Raw genomic sequence first — 17,897 nt, 5'->3', positions numbered from 1 at the left:
GTGCAAGGTTGGCCGCAGCGTCTGCGCTACTTATGCTCAGACCGCCTGGCGGGTACCCGGATACTTTTCGTCCACCATGGCATTGATCAGCCGCACCACGTCGGCGCTGGCAGCGTCGGCGCGCGCCATGCTGGCAATGATGGCGTCCAGCGTCTGGTTATCGTGCATCCAGTCTTCGGCCAGATGGTGCAGCGCCTGGTGCACCGCGTGGTGAACTTGCTGATGCGGTGCCTCGATGCCACGGAAGCTGGGGTAAGCGCCAAACTGCGCCTTGCCGCCGCCTTCGTAGTACCACTTGCCTAGGCGGCAAGCCTGGTGATCCACCTTCACCGCACCGGCGGCGTCGCTGTCCAGCCCGCGCTCCAGCGCCGAGTAGCCGTTCTGCATGAAGATGACGTGATCCAGCTTCACCAGCGAGGCAAACGCCAGGTCCTTGGCGTAGGACACATTGCTGATGTTGGCCGCCGCGGTACGTTCCACACGCTGGAAACCATCGCGGAAGCCGCCTACCTTGCCGCTGATATCGGCGCTTTGCCCGCCCAGGCGCAACACCTGCTCGACGATGGTTTCGATACGCGCCGACAGCGACGCAATCACCACGCTGATCTCGCCGGTGGCGTTGTGGGTACGGTCGGCCAGCTTGCGTACTTCGTCGGCCACCACGGCAAAACCGCGGCCAACCTCGCCGGCACGCGCCGCTTCGATGGCGGCATTCAGCGCCAGCAGGTTGGTCTGATCGGTAATGTCGGAAATCAGCGCCACGGTCTGCCCGATACGGGTGCTTTCCTCCGCCAGCTGGCGGGCGCTGGCTGCCATGCCCTGCATTTCTTCGTTCATGCCTTGCAGTTCACTACTGAGGGCGGCCACGGTAACCATGCTGTCGCTGGCACCCTGACGGCCTTCGTCGGCGTTGGCCAGCGCTTTTTCCATTTGCTGGCTCAGCGTGATCAGGTCCAGCTGGTTGCCCTTGAGGTTGCGCAGCAAGCCGGCCGTGTTCTGGGTATGCAGCTCGCCCAGCAGCTGGTTGCGCCGCGACAGCTCTGCCACCTGCTGCATGGCGTCCAGCGAAGCATTGATATTGCGCGACAGGTCGGCAAACTCGCCGGGTAGGCCGTCCACAAACGCGCGCCGGTAATATTCGCCGTGGCTGGCGCGCTCGAAACAGCCCTGTACGTCTTTGGAGTGCGATTCGACAATGTCGAGAAAATCATTCAGCGCCCAGGCGATCTTGCCGACTTCGCCCAGGCCTTTGGTGCGCGTCACACGGACGTGCAGATTGCCGCGGGCGGCTTCCTGCAAGGCCTGGTAAATGCGTTCAAAGCCTTCGTCGACGCGCTTTTTCTTGTACAGCGCGTGCCCGACAAAGGCAAAGGCCAGCGGCGGCAGGATGGTATTGGTCAGGCTGGGGCCGTCGTGCCACAGGCTGAGGCCGGCCATGATGACGGTCAGCAGCAGGAACAGGCCATACGCCAGCATCTGGTGCTGGCCGATGAACAGGTGGCCACGGCTGACGGAGCTGGTGCGGGAAAGGACTTCGGTCATGACAGGTCTCGGCTTACAGGGCTTCTTGTTGGTACAGGTCGAGGATGAAACGCTCGTAACTGGTTTTGCGGTTGGCCAGCGTTTGCATCAGCCATTGCCATGAGGCTTGCGGGGCATTGGCGGTACCGGCTTGCTGCTCGATGCTCAGCATGTCACGGTAAATGCCTTCCATGGTGGTGCGCATGGTGATGGTGATGGGACGGCGTACCGAGAAGTAACCGACCACCTTGCCATCCTGGTAGTCGGGGCGCACGTCGGCAAATACCCAGTAGTGGTCGCCGTTGGCGGTCATGTTCTTGACGAAGCCAAAAAACTCGCGCTGTTGCTGCAGCGTCTGCCACAGCCCGAAAAAAGCGCCACGCGGCATGTCCGGGTGGCGGATGATGTTGTGCTGCACGTCGATCAGCTGCTCTTCGCTGAAGTCGGCCATGCGCATAAAGGTTTTGTTGGCGTAGGTGATGCGGCCTTTGAGGTCGGTCTTGCTGACGATCAGCTCTTCGCTGCTGAACGGTATTTCTCGCTGCGTGGGTACCACTCGCTGCTTCATGCTTGCCCCTGCGGATTATGTTTGCAGGCAACTTAGCATGGGCTTGACATGCCATGGACATGCCATCGATATGCTTGACCAAGATCAGCAAAAACCGGGGCATGCCGCCATTCAGGCCGCCACTACCGGGTATACCGCGTCGCCCCACAGGGTATCGGGGTGTTCCAGCATCAGCGTGATCAGTACCGGAATCAGCTTGCCCAACAGACGCACGCAGTCGCGCAGCTGCTTGCGGTTGACCTGGCTATTCCAGGTGGCGCCGCCATGTACCAGCTGGTTGCGCAAGGTATAAAGCCGGTTGAACACTACGCCCAGCAAGGCTGGCGTATCGCCGCTGGCCAGCGCATGCAGCGCACGGCGCTTGCCCTGTTCGAAACGCTGCAGCCAGTCTTGCTGGCTGATCTTGCCGCTTTGATGGTCCCAGAAGCTCTGGAACAGATACGGCGTATCCAGCATGACGCGGATATTGCCGGCGTACTCCTGCCACACCAGGTTGTGCAGCTGCCGCGCGTGGTCCAGCCCGTGCAGTTTTTGCAGGAAGGCCTGGAAGCTGGCCTGCTCCGACAAGCGCTGGCTGTCTTCGATATCTTGCGCATAGGCAGCATTGAACGCGATCCACAAGAAAATAAAGCGGCCGTCGTCATCGTCTGCCTGCAGCGCGCGTTGCCACCAGCTGAGTGCCCGATGCAAGCGCAGGTTGAGGTTTTCCGGGTAGTGGTCGCGCACCTGACGGTGCCGCTGCTTCAGGGTGTCGTAGTGTGCCTGGCTCATGATGATCCCGTGCCGGTAATTCAGGTGAATGAACATGCCGTCCGACTATATCAATAGAGCCAAGCAGTATGCCGGTGGCAAATCATGCCCTAATAGCCAGCAGGCAGCGGGCCGCTATTCTGCCAGCATGCCCGGATCTGTCCTGATAAAACGGAATGCGTCCATGACACGTTACCTGATTTTGCTGACGGGCCTGCTGGCCCTCCCCTCCTTGGCGGCCAACGTGGTGATCTTCCGCGGTGCCGGCACGTGTGACGGTTGCCCGGAAGCGGTAGGCAAGCTGCTGCAACAGCAGCACCATCGCGTCAGCTATGTGGACGAGCACACGCTGTCGGCGCAACGGCTGCGGGGTGCCACACTCTATGTACAGCCGGGCGGCTCCGACGATATCGATGAAACCCTGCAGGCCTTGCAGCCAGCCCAGGTACAAGCGTTGCGCCGCTTTGTGGCCAACGGTGGCCACTACCTGGGGATTTGTGCCGGCGCCTACCTGGCGGCGCGCTACAGCGACCGCGCGGCGGCGACGCCGGCTTTCGGCCTGCTGGCCATCGACGAGCTGCACGCGGAAGTAGCCGATCCTGCGCCTTCGCTACTGCCGATGCGCTGGGGCAAACAGGTACGCCGGGTATACAACCAGAGTGGGCCACACATGGGTACTACACCGCCGGCCGGTGCCAGCGTACTTGCCCGCTATCAGGCCAGCGGCCGCATTGCCGCGCTGGGTAGCCGCTACGGCAAGGGCCGGTTACTGCTGATCGGCCCGCACTTCGAGGCCGATGCCGACTGGTACCGCAGCGACGGCCTGACCTTGCAGTACGGTTTGAATACCGATCTGTTCTACCGCGCACTGGCCTGGCTACCCCTGCCGGCAGCGGTGCGCTGAACGGCAACGCGCCCCCGGTGCAGACAGTCTGGCAACGGGGGCGCGGCTACGGCCGAGGCAGTCGGCTATTACAGCTTGTCGCTACCGTTCAGGCCCAGCATGAAGGTGCCGTGCGGGCGGATAGGCAGGTAGCGCTGGTAGAAGCCCAGGTAGGTCGCCAACGGGTTCAGGTCGCGGAACAGGTCCGGGTACAGCGTTTTGGCGACGTACTGCAGCAAGGCGGCGTCCATCACGCTACGGGTTGCACCGTGGTACACGGCGTAGACGCGCTGGTTTTTCACCGCTGGCAGGTCGGCCCAGCCGGGGCGCTGGGTAAAGCCCTTCAGCCGCTGCAAGGCGCTGGTGGCCGCAATGTCCTGGCCGATTTGCATGGCGCTGGGGCTGGTAACGCTTTCGTAACCGGCGATCAGGATGACTTCTGGCTTGCTGGCCATCAGCTGTTCCGGGTGAATGGTGCCCCAGTCTTTGACAAACGGCTGGGCAATATTGTCCCCGCCAGCCAGCTGGGCCATGGCACCCCACATATTCTTGCCACAGGTATAGCTGTATTCGGCCGGGCCCTTGTCGCCCAGCTCGATATAGATGCGCGGCGGCGTACGCTTGGCCTTGGCGACGCGCTGGGTAATGGTTTCCACTACCTGGCGGTAGTCATTGGCAATACGCTGCGCGCGGTCGGTTTCGCCGCTGATCTGCCCCAGGATGCGGGTGCTGGCCAAGTCAAACTGGACCTGCCCGCCAAGCGCGTGGTGCTGGGCTTCTACTTCGAAGACTACATGGCCATTGGCGGCGAAAAGGCGTACGACAAGGTGGTAGGCATCTCGCGCGAAGCATGGGAAGGCTGGCGCCCGGCCAACTGGGCACTGTTTAGCGCCAAGCGCCCGTCGCTGAAAACACTGGCCGACGTGGGCGAGGTAGAAGTGCAGACCTTCTCGGTTGAAAAAGTGCTGGCGCTGAAGCCGGACGTGCTGGTACTGGCCGAATGGCAGTACAAGGGCCTGGGCCCGGACGTGAAGCGCCTGGAGGACGCCGGTGTGCCGGTGGTGGTGGTGGACTACAACATGGAGCTGCCGGCCAATCACCGCGCCAGCACCCTGCTGCTGGGCAAGATTGCCGGTGACGAAAAACGCGCCACCCAGCTGGCCAACGAGTACACCCAAGCCATCACCCAGGTGCAGCAGCGCATCGCCAAGGCCGGCCTGCCCAAGCCGCGCTTCTACGTGGAATTCGGCAACAAGGGGCCGTCCGAATACGGCTTCAGCTACGGCAAGGGCATGTGGGGCCCGCTGGGTGCGCTGGCCGGCGGCGACAATATTGCCGCACCGTTCGTGGAATGGTACGGCCCGATGAACCCGGAAAAGGTGCTGGCAGCACAACCGGAGGTGGTGTTCATCTCTGGTACCGAATCCACCAAGAACCCTACCGCCATGCTGCTGGGCCAGGGCGTGGACCGCAAGATCGCCACCCAGCGCCTGCAGGGTTTCAGCCAGCGCAGTGGCTGGGCCAGCCTGCCGGCAGTGAAGAACCAGCGTGTCTATGGCGTCTACCAGGGCGCATCGCGCACGATACTGGACTACACCATGGTGCAGTTCATGGCCAAGGCGCTGTACCCGTCGCTGTTCAAAGACCTCCAGCCAGAGGCCAACTACCTGCGCTTCTACCAACGCTACTTGCCGGTTGCTGCCGGCGGTACCTTCATGGTGGGCCTGTAAGCGCCGGCAACCCGGGCAACCGGGTTGCACGCTGGCCCTTTTTACACCGGCAGGCTACAGGCCTGCCTTTTTCCGTTTCCCGTACCGGAGTCACCCATGCTGGATTCCACCGCGCTACACAGCGCACTTGCCCGCCAGCGCTCACGCGAAAAGCGCCGCTGGCGTTACCTGCTGTTCTTTGTACTGCTGATTGCCGGCAGCCTGCTGCTGGACGTCGCCACCGGCCCGTCACTGCTGCCATTGCGTGACGTGGTGACCACCTTGCTGTCGCCATCGCAAGCCGACAGCATGACCCAGGCCATCGTGATGGACATGCGCCTGCCCATTGCGCTGATGGCGCTGGTCGTTGGCGCGGCGCTGGGCCTGGGCGGCGCGCAGATGCAGACCCTGCTGGACAACCCGCTGGCCAGCCCGTTTACGCTGGGCCTGGCGGCGGCGGCCGGATTTGGTGCCGCGCTGGCGCTGGTCAGCGGCGGTTTCGGCCTGTCACCGCTGATTGCCATTCCGGTGGGTGCCTTTGTTTGCTGCATGTTGGCCGCAGGCTTGCTGTTCGGCCTGGCGCTGATGCAGCACGTGAGCAGCCAGACCATCATCCTGGCCGGCATTGCCTTGCTGTTCCTGTTCCAGTCGCTGCTGTCGCTGCTGCAGTTCCTGTCGTCGCCGGAGCTGAACCAGCAGATCGTGTTCTGGCTGTTCGGCAGCCTGATGCGTACCACCTGGGACTCGCTGGCCATTACTGCCGCGGTAACCGTACTCTGTGCCGTCCTGCTGTACCGCGACGCATGGCAGCTTACCTGCCTGCGGCTGGGTGAGGCACGGGCACGCAGCCTGGGGGTAGACGTTACCCGTCTGCGCCTGAAAACGCTGGTGCTGGTGGCCTTGATGACGGCTACCGCCATCAGCTTTGTCGGCATCATCGGCTTTATCGGCCTGGTGGCACCGCACATCGCCCGCATGCTGATCGGCGAAGACCAGCGCTTCCTGATTCCGCTTTCTGCCTTGTGCGGCGCCTGCATGCTGTCAGTGTCGTCGGTACTGTCCAAATCCATCATCCCCGGGGTCTTGTTCCCGATCGGTATCGTCACCGCCATCATCGGCGTGCCGTTTTTCATCTGGCTGATCCTGGGAAAGGGGCGCAAACGTGCTTGAGCTGAACAAACTGACGCTGGCCATCGGCAAGCAAACGCTGGTAGACGGGCTGAACCTGCAACTGCAGCCCGGCCAGCTGCACGTGATCATCGGCCCCAACGGCACCGGCAAGACCAGCTTGCTGCGTGCGCTGTTCGGCGAGCTTGCCCCCGAAGCAGGTGACATCCGTTTTGACGGCGAGCCGCTGTCGCGGCTGCATCTGGCGCGCTGGCGCAAACGCTTTGGCTACATGCCGCAGAACATCCAGCTGGAGCTGGACCTGAGCGTGCTGGAAGTGGTGGTACTGGGCCGCCTGGACAGCCTGAGCATGCGCCTGGCCGACGAAGACATTCTGGCTGCGCTGCAAGCGCTGCAGGCGCTGGGCATCGCCCACCTGGCCGACCGGGCGCTGTACTCGCTCAGCGGCGGGCAACGCCAGATGGTGCTGTTTGCCCAGGTGCTGCTGCGCGACCCGCACATCATGATGCTGGACGAACCGGTCAGCGCGCTGGACCTGCAACACCAGATGCAATTGATGGAACACCTGCACCACCAGACCCGCGCCAAACAGTGGGTAAGCCTGGTAGTACTGCACGACCTCAACCTGGCCGCCCAGTTTGCCGACCAGCTGATCGTACTGGCCGGCGGCAAGCTGCAGGCCTTTGGCCCGCCTGCCCAGGTGCTGGACGCCGCGCTGATCAGCCGCCTGTACCAGGTGCCGGTAGACATCCACCACGACCGCGACGGCCAACCGTATATCCGTACCCTGAGACAGGAGCACCCGCAACCATGCTGAACCGTCACCCCCTGGCCACTGCCCTGCTGCTGGCTACCCTCGCCACCCCGGCGTTGGCCGCCGAGCACGTTGTCCGCATGCTAAACATCGGCAGCGATGGTGCCACCATGGTGTTTGAGCCCGCCTTTGTCCGCGCCGAAGTAGGCGACACCGTACGCTTTGTGCCGGAAACCAGCGGCCACTACGTGCGCAGCCTGGCGGTACCTGCCGGTGCCAGCAACTGGCAAAGCAGCGAAGATCAGGCCTATACCGTCACCCTTGGCCAGCCCGGCCTGTACTTTTACCAGTGCCCGCCCCACCTGATGATGGGCATGATCGGGCTGATCCAGGCCGGGCCTGCGGCCAACCTGGCAGCGGTGCAAGCCAGCATGCAGGCACAGAAAGGCCGCATGTACAGCAACAGCCAGCGCGTGGATGCGCTGCTGCAACAAGTGGCACCCTGAATGGCATCGCTTGCCGACAGCCGCCGTACGTGGCAGCAACTAAGCCCGGCGGCACGGCTGCTGGTCGCCAACGGCCTGGCCTTCAATCTGGGCTTCTACATGATGATGCCCTTCCTAGCGCAGCACCTGGGCGGCACGCTGGGCATGGCCGGCTGGGCCGCCGGTCTGGTGATGGGCATGCGCGTGTTCAGCCAGCAGGGTTTGTTCTTGCTGGGCGGTACGCTGGGCGACCGCATCGGCTACCGCCCGGCCATTATCGGCGGCTGCCTGGTGCGCAGTGCCGGCTTTGCGCTGCTGGGTTGGGCCGAGCACTTGCCGCTGCTGTTACTGGCCGCCTTTCTTACCGGTTTTGCCGGGGCGCTGTTCACGCCGTGCGCGCAAGCCTATCTGGCCGCCGAGTGCCGCGATGTCACGCAAAGGCAGCAGGCGTTTGCCCTGCACAATCTGGCCAGCGAGGCCGGCATGCTGTTGGGGCCGCTGGCAGGCATGCTGCTGACCGGTGTCAGCTATGGGCTGACCGGCATGGTGTCAGGCGGCGTGTTCCTGTTGCTGACCGTGCTGCAGTGGCGCGTCCTGCCGGGCGAACCACCCCGCGCGCAGCGCGGCAAGGACAGCATCTGGCAACAATGGCGCACGCTGCTGCAGAACCGTGCGTTCCTGCGCTTTACCGCGCTGGCCAGCTGTTACTCGCTGCTGTTCCACCAGCTGTACCTGGCGGTGCCCGCCTTCATTCACAGCCAGCCGCATGCCACCTGGCTGCTGGGCAGCGTATTCACCGTTACCGCCGCCATCGGGGTGTGCATGCAGTTGGCCGCCACCCGTCTGGTGCAGCAACGGCTGGGCTTGGCCACCGGCATGGGCTTGGGGCTGGCACTGATGGGCAGCAGCTACCTGCTGCTGGCATGGCTGGCCAGCTGGCCAGCGCTGGCGGTGTTGGGCATGGCGGTGCTGTTTTCGCTGGGGTCCATCCTGTGCTACCCGCTGTTCTCGGCGCATCTGCCGCATTACGCCGGGCAGCAGCCACTGGGTGGCTATTACGGCTTTCACGCCAGCAGCGGCGGTTGCGTGGCCTTGTTGGCCAATGTGGGCATCGGTGCCGTACTGGGCGAGGCTGGCAGCACGCCGCCGCCAGCGCTATGGTACGGATTGGCCGCCGCCGGCCTGCTGGCGGGCGCTTTGCTGTACCGCCAGTTGCGTCAGGAGCGGACGGCACAAGGCTAGCAGCACGTTCAGGGTGATTCGCACGGGTCTTGCTGGCCGAGCACACTGTGCGTGGAGCGCAAGTGGAGGTAGCTGACGGATTGGCCCAAGCTGGATTGAATGGCCGCCCGCGCTTCGCGCTGCAGTCGGCGCAAGCTGCCGTCCTGCTGCATGGCTCGCAGGCCACTTTCGATGGTGGCAAAACGTTGCGTGTCTTGCCTTGTTACATGGAAAAACTGGCCGGCCGGGTAACATACGGCCAGATGGCGGTGCACCTGCAGGCCACGGCGTATCAGGTCTGCTTCGTTCAGCAAGGCCTCGCGGGCAGACCATAGCACGACGTCGAAACGGCGATGCTGCAGCATGCCCAGCAATGACGCCATACTCAGCGCGGGTTCGACCGACAGCCCGTTGTCGCGCAGGATGGCAGTATCGGGCCAGTCTCGTACCTGGCCAATGCGCAAGCGCTGCAAGTCAGGCAGGGTACGCACCGCAGCCAGCGCATCGGCATCCGCCTGGCGGCTAATCAGCAAGCGCATACCATTCAGGCCGCTGTCCAGGTTGATCGGAATGCGGTCAAGCTGCTTTTCGCGGTGTGCGCTATAGCCGCCAGCAAACACGTTGATAGCCCGATTGTCATTGCGCAACTCGCTAATGACACGATTTTTGACGGCCGCCATCGGCCGCAGTCTGACGTCGCAGTGTTTACAGGCGCGCGGCACCGCTTGCTGCAGGATGGCGGCTGGCCCGTATTGCTGCAAACCCACCTCGCGGGCGGCAATATTGAAGACTAAGCTCGGCGCCTGCGAGGAAGCTGCAGCCTGGGTGGGCATGGTAGCCATCAGTAACAGTGGCAGTGCAAGGGAAAGTCGTGGCATGGGCATTTCCCAAGACAAAACAGCATTCTAGCCGAGGCGTATCGGCATTATTAATAATATTAATCTATCAAATTGCGAAGTGCTATCAAGCTGGTGGCGTGACTATCGGCGGTGGCGCTTTGCTGTCAGTGCCGGTGAGACTATCATCCGCCCTTCCGCTTTTTTGGCCCCGACAGCCATGCCTTATCTGATCACCGTCACCGCCTTGTGGGCGTTTTCTTTCAGCCTGATCGGCGAATACCTGGCCGGCAAAGTGGACAGTGACTTTGCCGTGCTGCTGCGCGTGCTGGTGGCCACCGCGCTGTTCCTGCCGTTTACCACCTGGCGCGGTTTGCCACGCCGGCTGTTGGGCGGCTTCTGGCTGGCTGGCGCGCTGCAGTTTGGTGTGACCTACCTGTGCCTTTACCGCAGCTTCCATGTACTGACGGTAGCCGAAGTCTTGCTGTTTACCGTGCTGACACCAATCTACGTCACCCTGCTGGACGACGCCCTCTCGCGCCGGCTCAACTACTGGGCACTGTTGGCCGCAGCAGTGGCGGTGGGCGGCGGCATCATCATCCGCTTCCAGCCGCTGACGGGGGATTACCTCACCGGTTTCCTGTTGCTGCAGCTGGCCAACCTCACCTTTGCCGCCGGCCAGGTATTATGCCGCCGCCTGCTACAGCGCTACCCCACCGCAGTGCCGCTGCACCGCCTGTTCGGCCACTTTTTTCTGGGTGCCATGCTGCTGGCGCTGCCTTCTTTCTTGCTGTTTGGCGACAGTTCGCGCCTGCCGCAGACCAGCCTGCAATGGGGGGTGTTGCTGTATATGGGCGTGTTTGCCACGGCGCTGGGCATGTACTGGTGGGTGAAAGGCAGTACCCGCGTCAGTGCCGGCACGCTGGCCATCATGAACGAATTGCACGTACCGGCTGGCTTGCTGGTTAACGTGCTGCTGTGGCACCGCGACACCGACCTGCAAAGGCTGGCGCTGGGTGGCGGGGTGATCTTGCTATCGCTATGGCTGAACCGTCTGGGCCAGACTTCATCGCGAGCAACGCTATAGCCAGCCGTGCAGAGGCGTGTCGGGCATGCAGTTTGTGCCGGCTTGCGGTACCCTCTGCCCTCTCATCGTTTTACAGCGGCAGCTCGCGCTGCCCCAGATTCATGCGTATCCAGGATTTTCACCAGCAGTTGGCCGCCATCGGCGCGCGCCCCTGTCACATCGGCCGTATCAATCGTGCCTGGCTCAAGGGCCTGCCGCTGGACAACGGCACCCGCCACCAGAAGAGCGAACACTACTTTCCGCTATCGGTACGCGACGGCTTGCCGCCGATCAGCGCACAAATGGCCGCGCTGGCGCGCATCCACTCACAGCACGAAGCCGCGGACGGCTCTTTGCGCCTGCTGGTCAAGCTGGCAGACGAACAAATGGTGGAAAGCGTGCTGTTGCCACGCGATGGCTTGTGCGTGTCCAGCCAGGTGGGGTGCGCCGTCGGCTGTACGTTCTGCATGACCGGTAAATCTGGCTTGCTGCGGCAGCTGGGTAGCGCCGAGATTGCGGCCCAGGTGGCGCTGGCGCGCCAGCTGCGTCCGGTGAAAAAAGTGGTATTCATGGGCATGGGCGAACCGGCGCACAATCTGGACAACGTGCTGGAAGCCATCGAGCTGCTGGGAACCGACGGCAATATCGGCCACAAGAACCTGGTGTTTTCCACGGTAGGTGACGAGCGGGTGTTCGAGCGCCTGCCGCAGCTGCGGGTAAAGCCGGCACTGGCGCTATCCTTGCATACCACCCGCGCCGAACTGCGCGCCCAGTTGCTACCGCGCGCGCCGCGGCTGACACCGGAACAGCTGGTGGAGATGGGCGACGCCTACGCCCGCCAGGTCGGCTACCCCATCCAGTACCAGTGGACCCTGCTGGCCGGCATCAACGACACCCAGCAAGAACTGGACGCCGTCATCCGGCTACTGAAGGGCCGCTACGGTTTGCTGAACGTCATCCCCTACAACAGTGTGGAAGGCGATAGTTACCAGCGGCCGGATGATGCCCGTGTACTTGCCATCCGCCGCTATCTGCACGAACACGGCGTCCTGACCAAGGTACGCAACTCGGCGGGGCAGGACGTAGACGGTGGCTGCGGCCAACTGCGCGCACGCGCCGCCAGTGTGATCGACCATAGCCGCCTGCTGCGCCGCAAATCGCAGCAATTTTGACAAATGCATGCTACGGGGGCTATTTCTTGCCCTACGGCATTCGTTAAACGCGGGGCTGATTAACGACTATGCTGGCAGCGCATGTCGCCTGACGGCGGCATCCCGTTTTTTCACAGGAGACCGCGCATGAGCCAGCCAGCCCCCCTTAGCCACGCACCGGCGGCCGATACGGCCGAATACAACGCTTTTTTCCCCTCTCCCTATTCGCTGTCACTGTATACCTCCCCGCACACCGACTTCGACGGCGGCGATTACCCGCAGCCTTACCGTGGTGATGGCAAGGTGCTGGTAATAGCCAGCGACGAACGCTATCTGAAGATGGCCAACGGCAAACTGTTTTCCACCGGCAACCACCCGGTCGAGACCTTGCTGCCACTGCTGCACCTGCACCGAGCCGGTTTTGCCATCGAGATCGCTACGCTCTCCGGCAACGCCGCCAAGCTGGAACACTGGGCCATGCCCCATGCCGACACGGCAGTGCAGGATTTTTACCAGCAGTTGCTGCCGCAGCTCCAGGCCCCGCGCAAGCTGGCCGACGTGTTGCCGCAGCTGGGTAACAGCACAGCGCCTTACCTGGCGCTGTTCATTCCCGGTGGCCACGCTGCACTCAATGGCCTGCCGTTCAGTCGCGACCTGAAACAAGCGCTGCACTGGGCCATACAGCACGAGCGCTTCGTCATCTCGCTCTGCCATGGCCCGGCCGGCTTGCTGGCGGCAGCAGTGGATGAGGCAGATGACAACTTTTTGTTCAGCGGCTATTCGCTATGCGTGTTCCCCGACGCCATTGACGCCGGCGCCAATCTGGACATCGGTTACATGCCGGGGCCGATGCCTTGGTTGTTGGCCGCAAAGCTGCAACAACTGGGCATGACGGTGCTGAATGAGGGGATTAGCGGCCAGTGTCACCGCGACCGCCTGCTGCTGACTGGCGACTCGCCACTGGCGTCCAATGCGCTGGGGCGTCTGGCGGCCAACGCGTTACTGGAGAAGTACGGCCACTAAGCCACAATCTGGCGGGCCATGCCCATAGCCGCCCTGCACGCTGGGTTGTCTTTGTCAGGGCGGCTGAAGGGCATGCTCAATAATCTTCGCCATGCGTGGCAAAGATTTGCGCCACACTATTCGGCACCAGGAAAGGACACCTCATGCTTACCAAGCGATCTGCAAAAGAACGCGGCCATGCCAACCACGGCTGGTTGGACAGTTATAACAGTTTTTCCTTTGCCGCTTATTACGACCCGGCGCACATGGGCTGGGGTAATCTGAGAGTACTCAACGACGACCGCATTGAGCCCGATAGCGGTTTCGGACGTCACCAACATCGTGACATGGAAATAGTGAGCTACGTACTGGAAGGTGCGCTGGCACACGAAGACAGCCTGGGCAACCGTAGCGTTATCCCGGCCGGAGACGTGCAGCGTATGAGTGCCGGTACTGGCGTCATGCACAGCGAGTTCAACGCTTCCAAAGGCGAAACCCACTTCCTGCAAATCTGGCTCTATCCGTTGGCAGAAGGCATGGCACCAGGCTATGAACAACGTGCGGTGCCCGCTACCGACAAGCGTGGCCGCTTGTGCGTGATTGCCTCGCCGCAAGGTAGCGATAGCGGTGTAACCATCCACGCTGATGCCACCCTGTATGCCGGCCTGTTTGACGCAGCAGAACACGCTACCCTGGCACTGAATGCGCAACGCAAGGCTTATGTTTTTCTGGCACGTGGCCAACTCAGTGTAAACGGCGAGATTCTGCAGGCCGGTGACGCGCTGCTGGTTACGGCGGAGAGCCAGTTGTATTTCAGCGACGGGCAGGATGCCGAAGTGCTGGTTTTTGACCTCGGCGATTAGTCAGACAGCGTTAAAAACCGCCGCCGGCATGCTAAAGACTTGCTGGCGGCGTAATTTTTACAACCGGCGCATATGCCACTCTAGCGTCAGTCGATATATTGTCCTGTCAAGCGGGCGTATGAATATAATGTCGTGTCGTTCAGATCTGTACCGTTTTTTATCGCCCCGCGGGATACCCCAACTTGCACAGCCCCACTCTCGTTGCTATCGCTGCCATCCTGATGGTGCTCATGACGCTCATGCTGCTCGCAGCCTGGCGCTTGAACACGCACATTCCGGGCATGAAAGGCTGGACGCTGGCATTTGGCTGTGGCCTGCTGGTCTGTCTTAACCTGCTGCTGCGTGGCAGTGGTCATGAATGGCTGATGGTGATCATGACGCAGCTGTCGTCATTCCTGCTGGCCTGGTTGAACCTGGCAGCGGCACGGCGTTACCTGGGGCGGCGTGCACTACCGGTGCTGGTAGGCGTGGGCTGTGCCGTGATGGTGCTGGCCTGTGCCTTGTACTTCACGCTGCTGGAGTCAAACCAGGGCGCCCGTTTCCTGCTGCAAAGCTATACCGCTGGTTTGCTGTTTGTGATGGCAGCTGGCCAGATGGCTACCGGTGGTGTACGCGAGTACCCGGCCCGTTACCTGTTTGCCGCCATCAGCGGCGGCCACGGCCTGTTTTTGCTGCTGCGCCCGTGGCTGTTCAGACTGGGGGAGCACGGCATGTTTGATAGCCACGGCACGCTGGTGGTGTCGCATCTGGCGGTAGTGGAGTCCATTATCGCCGTCGTAATGCTGGGCTTTAGCGTAGTCATGCTGGCTAACGAGCACGTGACACGCGAATTGAAACAGATGGCCGACCGCGATTCGCTGACCGGCGCCTATAATCGCCGCGCTTTTCTGGTACTGCTGGATCAGCTTACCCACTACGCCCAGCGCATGCGGTTTCCGGTGTCGGTACTGCTGCTGGACCTCGACCACTTCAAGCGCATTAACGACACCTGGGGTCACCAGCGTGGTGACCAGGCGTTGTGCCACGTAGTGGGCATTGCCCAGCAGTGTGTACGGGAAGGTGATGTCATCGGCCGCCTGGGGGGCGAGGAATTTGCGATTGCCCTACCCAACGCAGGCCCGGTCGAAGCCGAACAGATTGCCAGCCGCTTGCGCATGGCGATGGCATCCCAGCCCTTGCACTATGCGGGTCACACATTGCCCTTAACAGCCAGTATCGGCGTGGCCAGCTGGCAGGCCGGTGAAAGCCCGGACAGCCTGATGAACCGGGCTGATGCTGCCATGTACCGCGCCAAGGGCTTGGGGCGCGACCGCGTCATCATGGCTTGACAGCACAGTCTGTTCTGCCAGCCAGGCTTTAAGCTCGCCCTCCTGCCCTCATCTGCCTGCCATGCCGCGCCTTGCGGCCAACCTTGTCTACTACCGCAGGAGCCCCGCATGAGCGAGCAACCGTACACCCCGCCCCGCGTCTGGGAGTGGAAACAGGCCAATGGCGGCCAGTTTGCCAATATCAACCGCCCGATTGCCGGCCCTACCCACGAGCAAGCGCTGCCACGCGGCCAACATCCGCTGCAGCTGTACTCGCTGGCCACCCCCAACGGTGTGAAAGTCACCATCCTGCTGGAAGAACTGCTGGCGCTGGGCCACACCGGCGCCGAATACGACGCCTGGCTGATCCGCATCCAGCAGGGCGACCAGTTCGGCAGCGGCTTTGTCGAGGTCAACCCCAACAGCAAGATCCCCGCACTGATGGACTACAGCGGCGAGCAACCGGTACGCGTGTTCGAGTCCGGCGCCATCCTGCTGTACCTGGCCGAAAAGTTTGGCGCGTTCCTGCCGCAGGACTTAGCCGGCCGCACCGAAACGCTGAACTGGCTGTTCTGGCAGATGGGTAGCGCGCCGTACCTGGGGGGCGGTTTCGGTCATTTCTACCAGTACGCGCCGGTGAAGATCGAATACGCGATCGACCGCTTCAGCATGGAGGCCAAGCGCCAGCTGGACGTGCTGAACCGCCGCCTGGCCGACAGCCCGTACCTGGGTGGTGACAGCTACAGCATTGCCGATATCGCGGTATGGCCGTGGTACGGTGCGCTGGTGCTGGGCCAGCTGTACGGCGCCGCCGAGTTCCTGCAGGTGGACGACTACCCGCACGTACAGCGCTGGGCACGCGAGATCGCCGAACGCCCGGCGGTACAACGTGGCCGCCGCGTCAACCGCACCTGGGGCGACGAGGCCGAGCAACTGGCCGAACGCCACAGCGCTGCCGACCTGGACCGCTAAGCGCCCAAAAGCACAAGGCCGCTGCATGTGCAGCGGCCTTGTCGCGCCATGCGGCCAACGTTTGCGCAACGTGGCCGGCTATGGCATCAATCGCGGAAGTTGTTGAACTGCAGCGGGAAGCCGTTTTCCATATCGCCGGCAATTTCCTTGCGCATCAGCGCCATTACTTCTTGCAGCACGTCGCGCTTGGCGCCGGAAACGCGCACCGCCTCGCCCTGGATGCTGGCTTGCACTTTCAGCTTGCTGTCCTTGATGAGCTTTACGATCTTCTTGGCCAGGTCGGTTTCCAGGCCTTCCTTCACGGTCAGCACCTTCTTCACCTTGTTGCCGCTGACCTTTTCCAGCTTGCCGTACTCCATGCAGCGCACATCCACGCCGCGCTTGGCCAGCTTGGTAGTCAGGATGTCGTTCACCTGATCCAGCTGGAATTCGCTGTCGGCAAACAGCGTCAGCGTCTTGTCGCCGCTTTCGATACGGGCGTCGCTGCCCTTGAAGTCGTAGCGGGTAGAAACTTCCTTGTTGGATTGGTCTACTGCATTGCGGACTTCGTTTTTGTCCACTTCGGACACAATGTCAAACGATGGCATCTTGTTCTTCCTTATGCGAGAGTGGCGCGTATTCTAGCCGAAGTTGGCCGCCAGCAGTGCAGCCGGCAATGCGGGCCACGCCCAGGCCGTCAGCGCCAGCAGGTTCAGCAGCACCGTCAACCAGAACACACGGCGAAAACCGGGCTTGGCCGATTTGTGACGCAACCAGTGCTGCGCCAGCGCCGCACCGGGCCAGCCGCCAAACATGGCCAGCAGGTGCAGGGTGCTTTCCGGCGTGCGCCAGCGCCCGGCCTGCGCCGCACGCTTGTCTTGCCAGTACAGCACAAACAGCAGCGCGGACAACACCAGCGCCGCGGCAGCAGCCCAGCGTGGCAGCAGCCACAGCGCCAGCAGCCACCACACCAGCGCCGGCCACTGCGGCCACGGCCACGCCGCGCGCGCGGGTCTGGCTGCCGCCAGAACGAGCAGATCCGGCAAGGTGGCAAACGCCGCCCACACCGCCACCTCACGCCCCTGCCCGTTCAGGCCGCGCTTGAAATAGACGCGCTCGCCCGCTTGCGGGCGGCGTGGCGAGGCGGCAAACGCCGAAACGTGTACGAACAGCTCGTCGCCGTCGCCAGTTTCTATAAAGCCGAAACCGCGCGACGCGTCCCAATGCCGGATACAGCCCTGCTGCTTGGCGGCGGCCGGCACGGGGCTAGCGGCAGAACGTGCCCACGCGGCCAACGGGCGACCATCGCGCCCGGTACCGGCGCGGTAGCTGACGCCTTCGCCCACCGCCGGCGGCTGGCCGGTAAAGGCGGAATGGTGCACAAACAGGCGGCTGCCATCCTGCTGCCGGATGAAACCAAAGCCGCGTGCCGAATCCCAACTGCCGAGCGTGCCCTGCAGCGTGCTCTCTGCTGCGCTCATTTGAGCAGCATGAACTCCACCAGCACGTTCTTGAACACGAAGCCCACCACGCCGAAGCCCAGCACGATGAACAACGCGATCATGCCAGTCTTGCCGGCGTTGGACTTCTTGCCCAGATCGTAAATGATGAAGCCCATGAAAATGATCAAGCCGGTGAGCAGGATGCCCATCGACCAGTTGGTAAATTGCTCTTCGCTCATGATGTCTTTGCGCTAAAAGGT

20 protein-coding genes are annotated in these 17,897 nt (G+C 62.6%); 12 read left to right on the top strand and 8 right to left on the bottom strand.

The genetic code is table 11. The annotated features are described in order from the left end of the window. Nucleotides 1–36: 36 nt before the first annotated feature. The 3 genes from ACK4FZ_RS01150 to ACK4FZ_RS01140 all read right to left on the bottom strand — a co-directional run bounded on the left by ACK4FZ_RS01150 (nucleotide 37) and on the right by ACK4FZ_RS01140 (nucleotide 2,860). Nucleotides 37–1,542 (bottom strand): methyl-accepting chemotaxis protein, encoded by a 1,506-nt coding sequence (locus tag ACK4FZ_RS01150; protein ID WP_409817911.1) that lies wholly within the window; start codon nucleotides 1,540–1,542, stop codon nucleotides 37–39. Nucleotides 1,543–1,555: 13 nt separating this feature from the next. Then, complete coding sequence (locus ACK4FZ_RS01145; protein WP_409817910.1) at nucleotides 1,556–2,089, bottom strand: PAS domain-containing protein; 534 nt, start codon at nucleotides 2,087–2,089, stop codon at nucleotides 1,556–1,558. A 111-nt stretch (nucleotides 2,090–2,200) separates the two neighbouring features. After that, complete coding sequence (locus tag ACK4FZ_RS01140) at nucleotides 2,201–2,860, bottom strand: hypothetical protein (protein ID WP_409817909.1); 660 nt, start codon at nucleotides 2,858–2,860, stop codon at nucleotides 2,201–2,203. A gap of 163 nt (nucleotides 2,861–3,023) precedes the next feature. On the opposite strand from ACK4FZ_RS01140, the gene ACK4FZ_RS01135 reads away from it, so the two are divergent. Next, a complete protein-coding gene (locus ACK4FZ_RS01135; RefSeq protein WP_409817908.1) occupies nucleotides 3,024–3,743 on the top strand; it encodes a BPL-N domain-containing protein in 720 nt (239 codons plus the stop codon). 68 nt (nucleotides 3,744–3,811) lie between these two features. Here the strand turns inward: ACK4FZ_RS01135 and ACK4FZ_RS01130 are convergent, their stop codons facing one another. After that, nucleotides 3,812–4,459, bottom strand: a complete 648-nt coding sequence (locus ACK4FZ_RS01130; protein ID WP_409817907.1) for an ABC transporter substrate-binding protein — start codon at nucleotides 4,457–4,459, stop codon at nucleotides 3,812–3,814. A 30-nt stretch (nucleotides 4,460–4,489) separates the two neighbouring features. Here ACK4FZ_RS01130 and ACK4FZ_RS01125 point away from each other — a divergent pair, with 30 nt between their 5' ends. The 5 genes from ACK4FZ_RS01125 (at nucleotide 4,490) to ACK4FZ_RS01105 (ending at nucleotide 9,040) form a co-directional block, all read left to right on the top strand. After that, nucleotides 4,490–5,452 carry an ABC transporter substrate-binding protein gene (locus ACK4FZ_RS01125; RefSeq protein ID WP_409817906.1) on the top strand — a complete coding sequence of 321 codons (963 nt, stop codon included), beginning with the start codon at nucleotides 4,490–4,492 and terminating at the stop codon, nucleotides 5,450–5,452. A 99-nt stretch (nucleotides 5,453–5,551) separates the two neighbouring features. After that, on the top strand, nucleotides 5,552–6,601 hold the full coding sequence (locus ACK4FZ_RS01120; RefSeq protein WP_409818167.1) for a FecCD family ABC transporter permease: 1,050 nt from the start codon (nucleotides 5,552–5,554) through the stop codon (nucleotides 6,599–6,601). Continuing rightward, the gene (locus ACK4FZ_RS01115) at nucleotides 6,594–7,376 is read left to right on the top strand and encodes an ABC transporter ATP-binding protein (protein ID WP_409817905.1); all 783 of its coding nucleotides are present in this window, start codon (nucleotides 6,594–6,596) and stop codon (nucleotides 7,374–7,376) included. The genes ACK4FZ_RS01120 and ACK4FZ_RS01115 overlap by 8 nt, the downstream gene beginning before the upstream one ends. After that, nucleotides 7,370–7,819: a pseudoazurin gene (locus tag ACK4FZ_RS01110; protein ID WP_409817904.1), complete on the top strand. Its 450-nt coding sequence runs from the start codon at nucleotides 7,370–7,372 to the stop codon at nucleotides 7,817–7,819. Before ACK4FZ_RS01115 ends, ACK4FZ_RS01110 begins: the two co-directional genes overlap by 7 nt. Then, nucleotides 7,820–9,040, top strand: a complete 1,221-nt coding sequence (locus tag ACK4FZ_RS01105; RefSeq protein WP_409817903.1) for an MFS transporter — start codon at nucleotides 7,820–7,822, stop codon at nucleotides 9,038–9,040. A gap of 8 nt (nucleotides 9,041–9,048) precedes the next feature. On the opposite strand, the gene ACK4FZ_RS01100 is transcribed toward ACK4FZ_RS01105, so the two are convergent. Then, nucleotides 9,049–9,897 carry a hypothetical protein gene (locus ACK4FZ_RS01100; protein ID WP_409817902.1) on the bottom strand — a complete coding sequence of 283 codons (849 nt, stop codon included), beginning with the start codon at nucleotides 9,895–9,897 and terminating at the stop codon, nucleotides 9,049–9,051. A 178-nt stretch (nucleotides 9,898–10,075) separates the two neighbouring features. Between ACK4FZ_RS01100 and ACK4FZ_RS01095 the strand changes: the two genes are divergently transcribed. The 6 genes from ACK4FZ_RS01095 to yghU all read left to right on the top strand — a co-directional run bounded on the left by ACK4FZ_RS01095 (nucleotide 10,076) and on the right by yghU (nucleotide 16,216). Beyond that, nucleotides 10,076–10,942, top strand: coding sequence for an EamA family transporter (locus tag ACK4FZ_RS01095; RefSeq protein WP_409817901.1), 867 nt, complete (start codon nucleotides 10,076–10,078; stop codon nucleotides 10,940–10,942). Between the two features lie 101 nt (nucleotides 10,943–11,043). Then, complete coding sequence (locus ACK4FZ_RS01090; protein WP_409817900.1) at nucleotides 11,044–12,093, top strand: RNA methyltransferase; 1,050 nt, start codon at nucleotides 11,044–11,046, stop codon at nucleotides 12,091–12,093. Nucleotides 12,094–12,219: 126 nt separating this feature from the next. After that, on the top strand, nucleotides 12,220–13,095 hold the full coding sequence (gene hchA, locus ACK4FZ_RS01085; protein WP_409817899.1) for a glyoxalase III HchA: 876 nt from the start codon (nucleotides 12,220–12,222) through the stop codon (nucleotides 13,093–13,095). 143 nt (nucleotides 13,096–13,238) lie between these two features. Next, nucleotides 13,239–13,937 carry a pirin family protein gene (locus tag ACK4FZ_RS01080; protein WP_409817898.1) on the top strand — a complete coding sequence of 233 codons (699 nt, stop codon included), beginning with the start codon at nucleotides 13,239–13,241 and terminating at the stop codon, nucleotides 13,935–13,937. A 230-nt stretch (nucleotides 13,938–14,167) separates the two neighbouring features. Continuing rightward, entirely contained in the window at nucleotides 14,168–15,265 is a 1,098-nt protein-coding gene (locus ACK4FZ_RS01075; protein ID WP_409817897.1) for a GGDEF domain-containing protein, read from the top strand. 108 nt (nucleotides 15,266–15,373) lie between these two features. After that, nucleotides 15,374–16,216, top strand: a complete 843-nt coding sequence (yghU, locus tag ACK4FZ_RS01070) for a glutathione-dependent disulfide-bond oxidoreductase (RefSeq protein ID WP_144372193.1) — start codon at nucleotides 15,374–15,376, stop codon at nucleotides 16,214–16,216. Between the two features lie 86 nt (nucleotides 16,217–16,302). Here yghU and ACK4FZ_RS01065 read toward each other — a convergent pair whose 3' ends face one another. The 3 genes from ACK4FZ_RS01065 to ACK4FZ_RS01055 are packed head-to-tail and all read right to left on the bottom strand — an operon-like array spanning nucleotide 16,303 to nucleotide 17,876. Next, nucleotides 16,303–16,803 (bottom strand): YajQ family cyclic di-GMP-binding protein, encoded by a 501-nt coding sequence (locus ACK4FZ_RS01065; protein WP_144372192.1) that lies wholly within the window; start codon nucleotides 16,801–16,803, stop codon nucleotides 16,303–16,305. Nucleotides 16,804–16,836: 33 nt separating this feature from the next. Next, a complete protein-coding gene (locus ACK4FZ_RS01060) occupies nucleotides 16,837–17,676 on the bottom strand; it encodes a DUF1294 domain-containing protein (protein WP_409817896.1) in 840 nt (279 codons plus the stop codon). Next, entirely contained in the window at nucleotides 17,673–17,876 is a 204-nt protein-coding gene (locus ACK4FZ_RS01055; RefSeq protein ID WP_017509796.1) for a DUF2788 domain-containing protein, read from the bottom strand. Before ACK4FZ_RS01055 ends, ACK4FZ_RS01060 begins: the two co-directional genes overlap by 4 nt. Nucleotides 17,877–17,897: the final 21 nt, after the last annotated feature.

Source organism: Vogesella sp., assembly GCF_046297735.1.
Lineage (GTDB): Bacteria > Pseudomonadota > Gammaproteobacteria > Burkholderiales > Chromobacteriaceae > Vogesella > Vogesella urethralis.
The sequence above is the reverse complement of the archived record's forward strand: the minus strand, read 5'-3'. Positions and strand labels throughout refer to the sequence as shown.

Excerpts from the sequence above, each read along its gene's own strand:
- ACK4FZ_RS01110 (WP_409817904.1), top strand. The coding sequence starts at position 7,370 with ATGCTGAACCGTCACCCCCTGGCCACTGCCCTGCTGCTGGCTACCCTC.
- ACK4FZ_RS01075 (WP_409817897.1), top strand. The coding sequence starts at position 14,168 with ATGACGCTCATGCTGCTCGCAGCCTGGCGCTTGAACACGCACATTCCG.
- hchA (WP_409817899.1), top strand. The coding sequence starts at position 12,220 with ATGAGCCAGCCAGCCCCCCTTAGCCACGCACCGGCGGCCGATACGGCC.
- ACK4FZ_RS01105 (WP_409817903.1), top strand. The coding sequence starts at position 7,820 with ATGGCATCGCTTGCCGACAGCCGCCGTACGTGGCAGCAACTAAGCCCG.
- ACK4FZ_RS01135 (WP_409817908.1), top strand. The coding sequence starts at position 3,024 with ATGACACGTTACCTGATTTTGCTGACGGGCCTGCTGGCCCTCCCCTCC.
- ACK4FZ_RS01065 (WP_144372192.1), bottom strand. The coding sequence starts at position 16,803 with ATGCCATCGTTTGACATTGTGTCCGAAGTGGACAAAAACGAAGTCCGC.
- ACK4FZ_RS01080 (WP_409817898.1), top strand. The coding sequence starts at position 13,239 with ATGCTTACCAAGCGATCTGCAAAAGAACGCGGCCATGCCAACCACGGC.
- ACK4FZ_RS01145 (WP_409817910.1), bottom strand. The coding sequence starts at position 2,089 with ATGAAGCAGCGAGTGGTACCCACGCAGCGAGAAATACCGTTCAGCAGC.
- ACK4FZ_RS01095 (WP_409817901.1), top strand. The coding sequence starts at position 10,076 with ATGCCTTATCTGATCACCGTCACCGCCTTGTGGGCGTTTTCTTTCAGC.
- ACK4FZ_RS01100 (WP_409817902.1), bottom strand. The coding sequence starts at position 9,897 with ATGCCACGACTTTCCCTTGCACTGCCACTGTTACTGATGGCTACCATG.
- ACK4FZ_RS01140 (WP_409817909.1), bottom strand. The coding sequence starts at position 2,860 with ATGAGCCAGGCACACTACGACACCCTGAAGCAGCGGCACCGTCAGGTG.
- ACK4FZ_RS01060 (WP_409817896.1), bottom strand. The coding sequence starts at position 17,676 with ATGAGCGCAGCAGAGAGCACGCTGCAGGGCACGCTCGGCAGTTGGGAT.
- yghU (WP_144372193.1), top strand. The coding sequence starts at position 15,374 with ATGAGCGAGCAACCGTACACCCCGCCCCGCGTCTGGGAGTGGAAACAG.
- ACK4FZ_RS01055 (WP_017509796.1), bottom strand. The coding sequence starts at position 17,876 with ATGAGCGAAGAGCAATTTACCAACTGGTCGATGGGCATCCTGCTCACC.
- ACK4FZ_RS01090 (WP_409817900.1), top strand. The coding sequence starts at position 11,044 with ATGCGTATCCAGGATTTTCACCAGCAGTTGGCCGCCATCGGCGCGCGC.
- ACK4FZ_RS01150 (WP_409817911.1), bottom strand. The coding sequence starts at position 1,542 with ATGACCGAAGTCCTTTCCCGCACCAGCTCCGTCAGCCGTGGCCACCTG.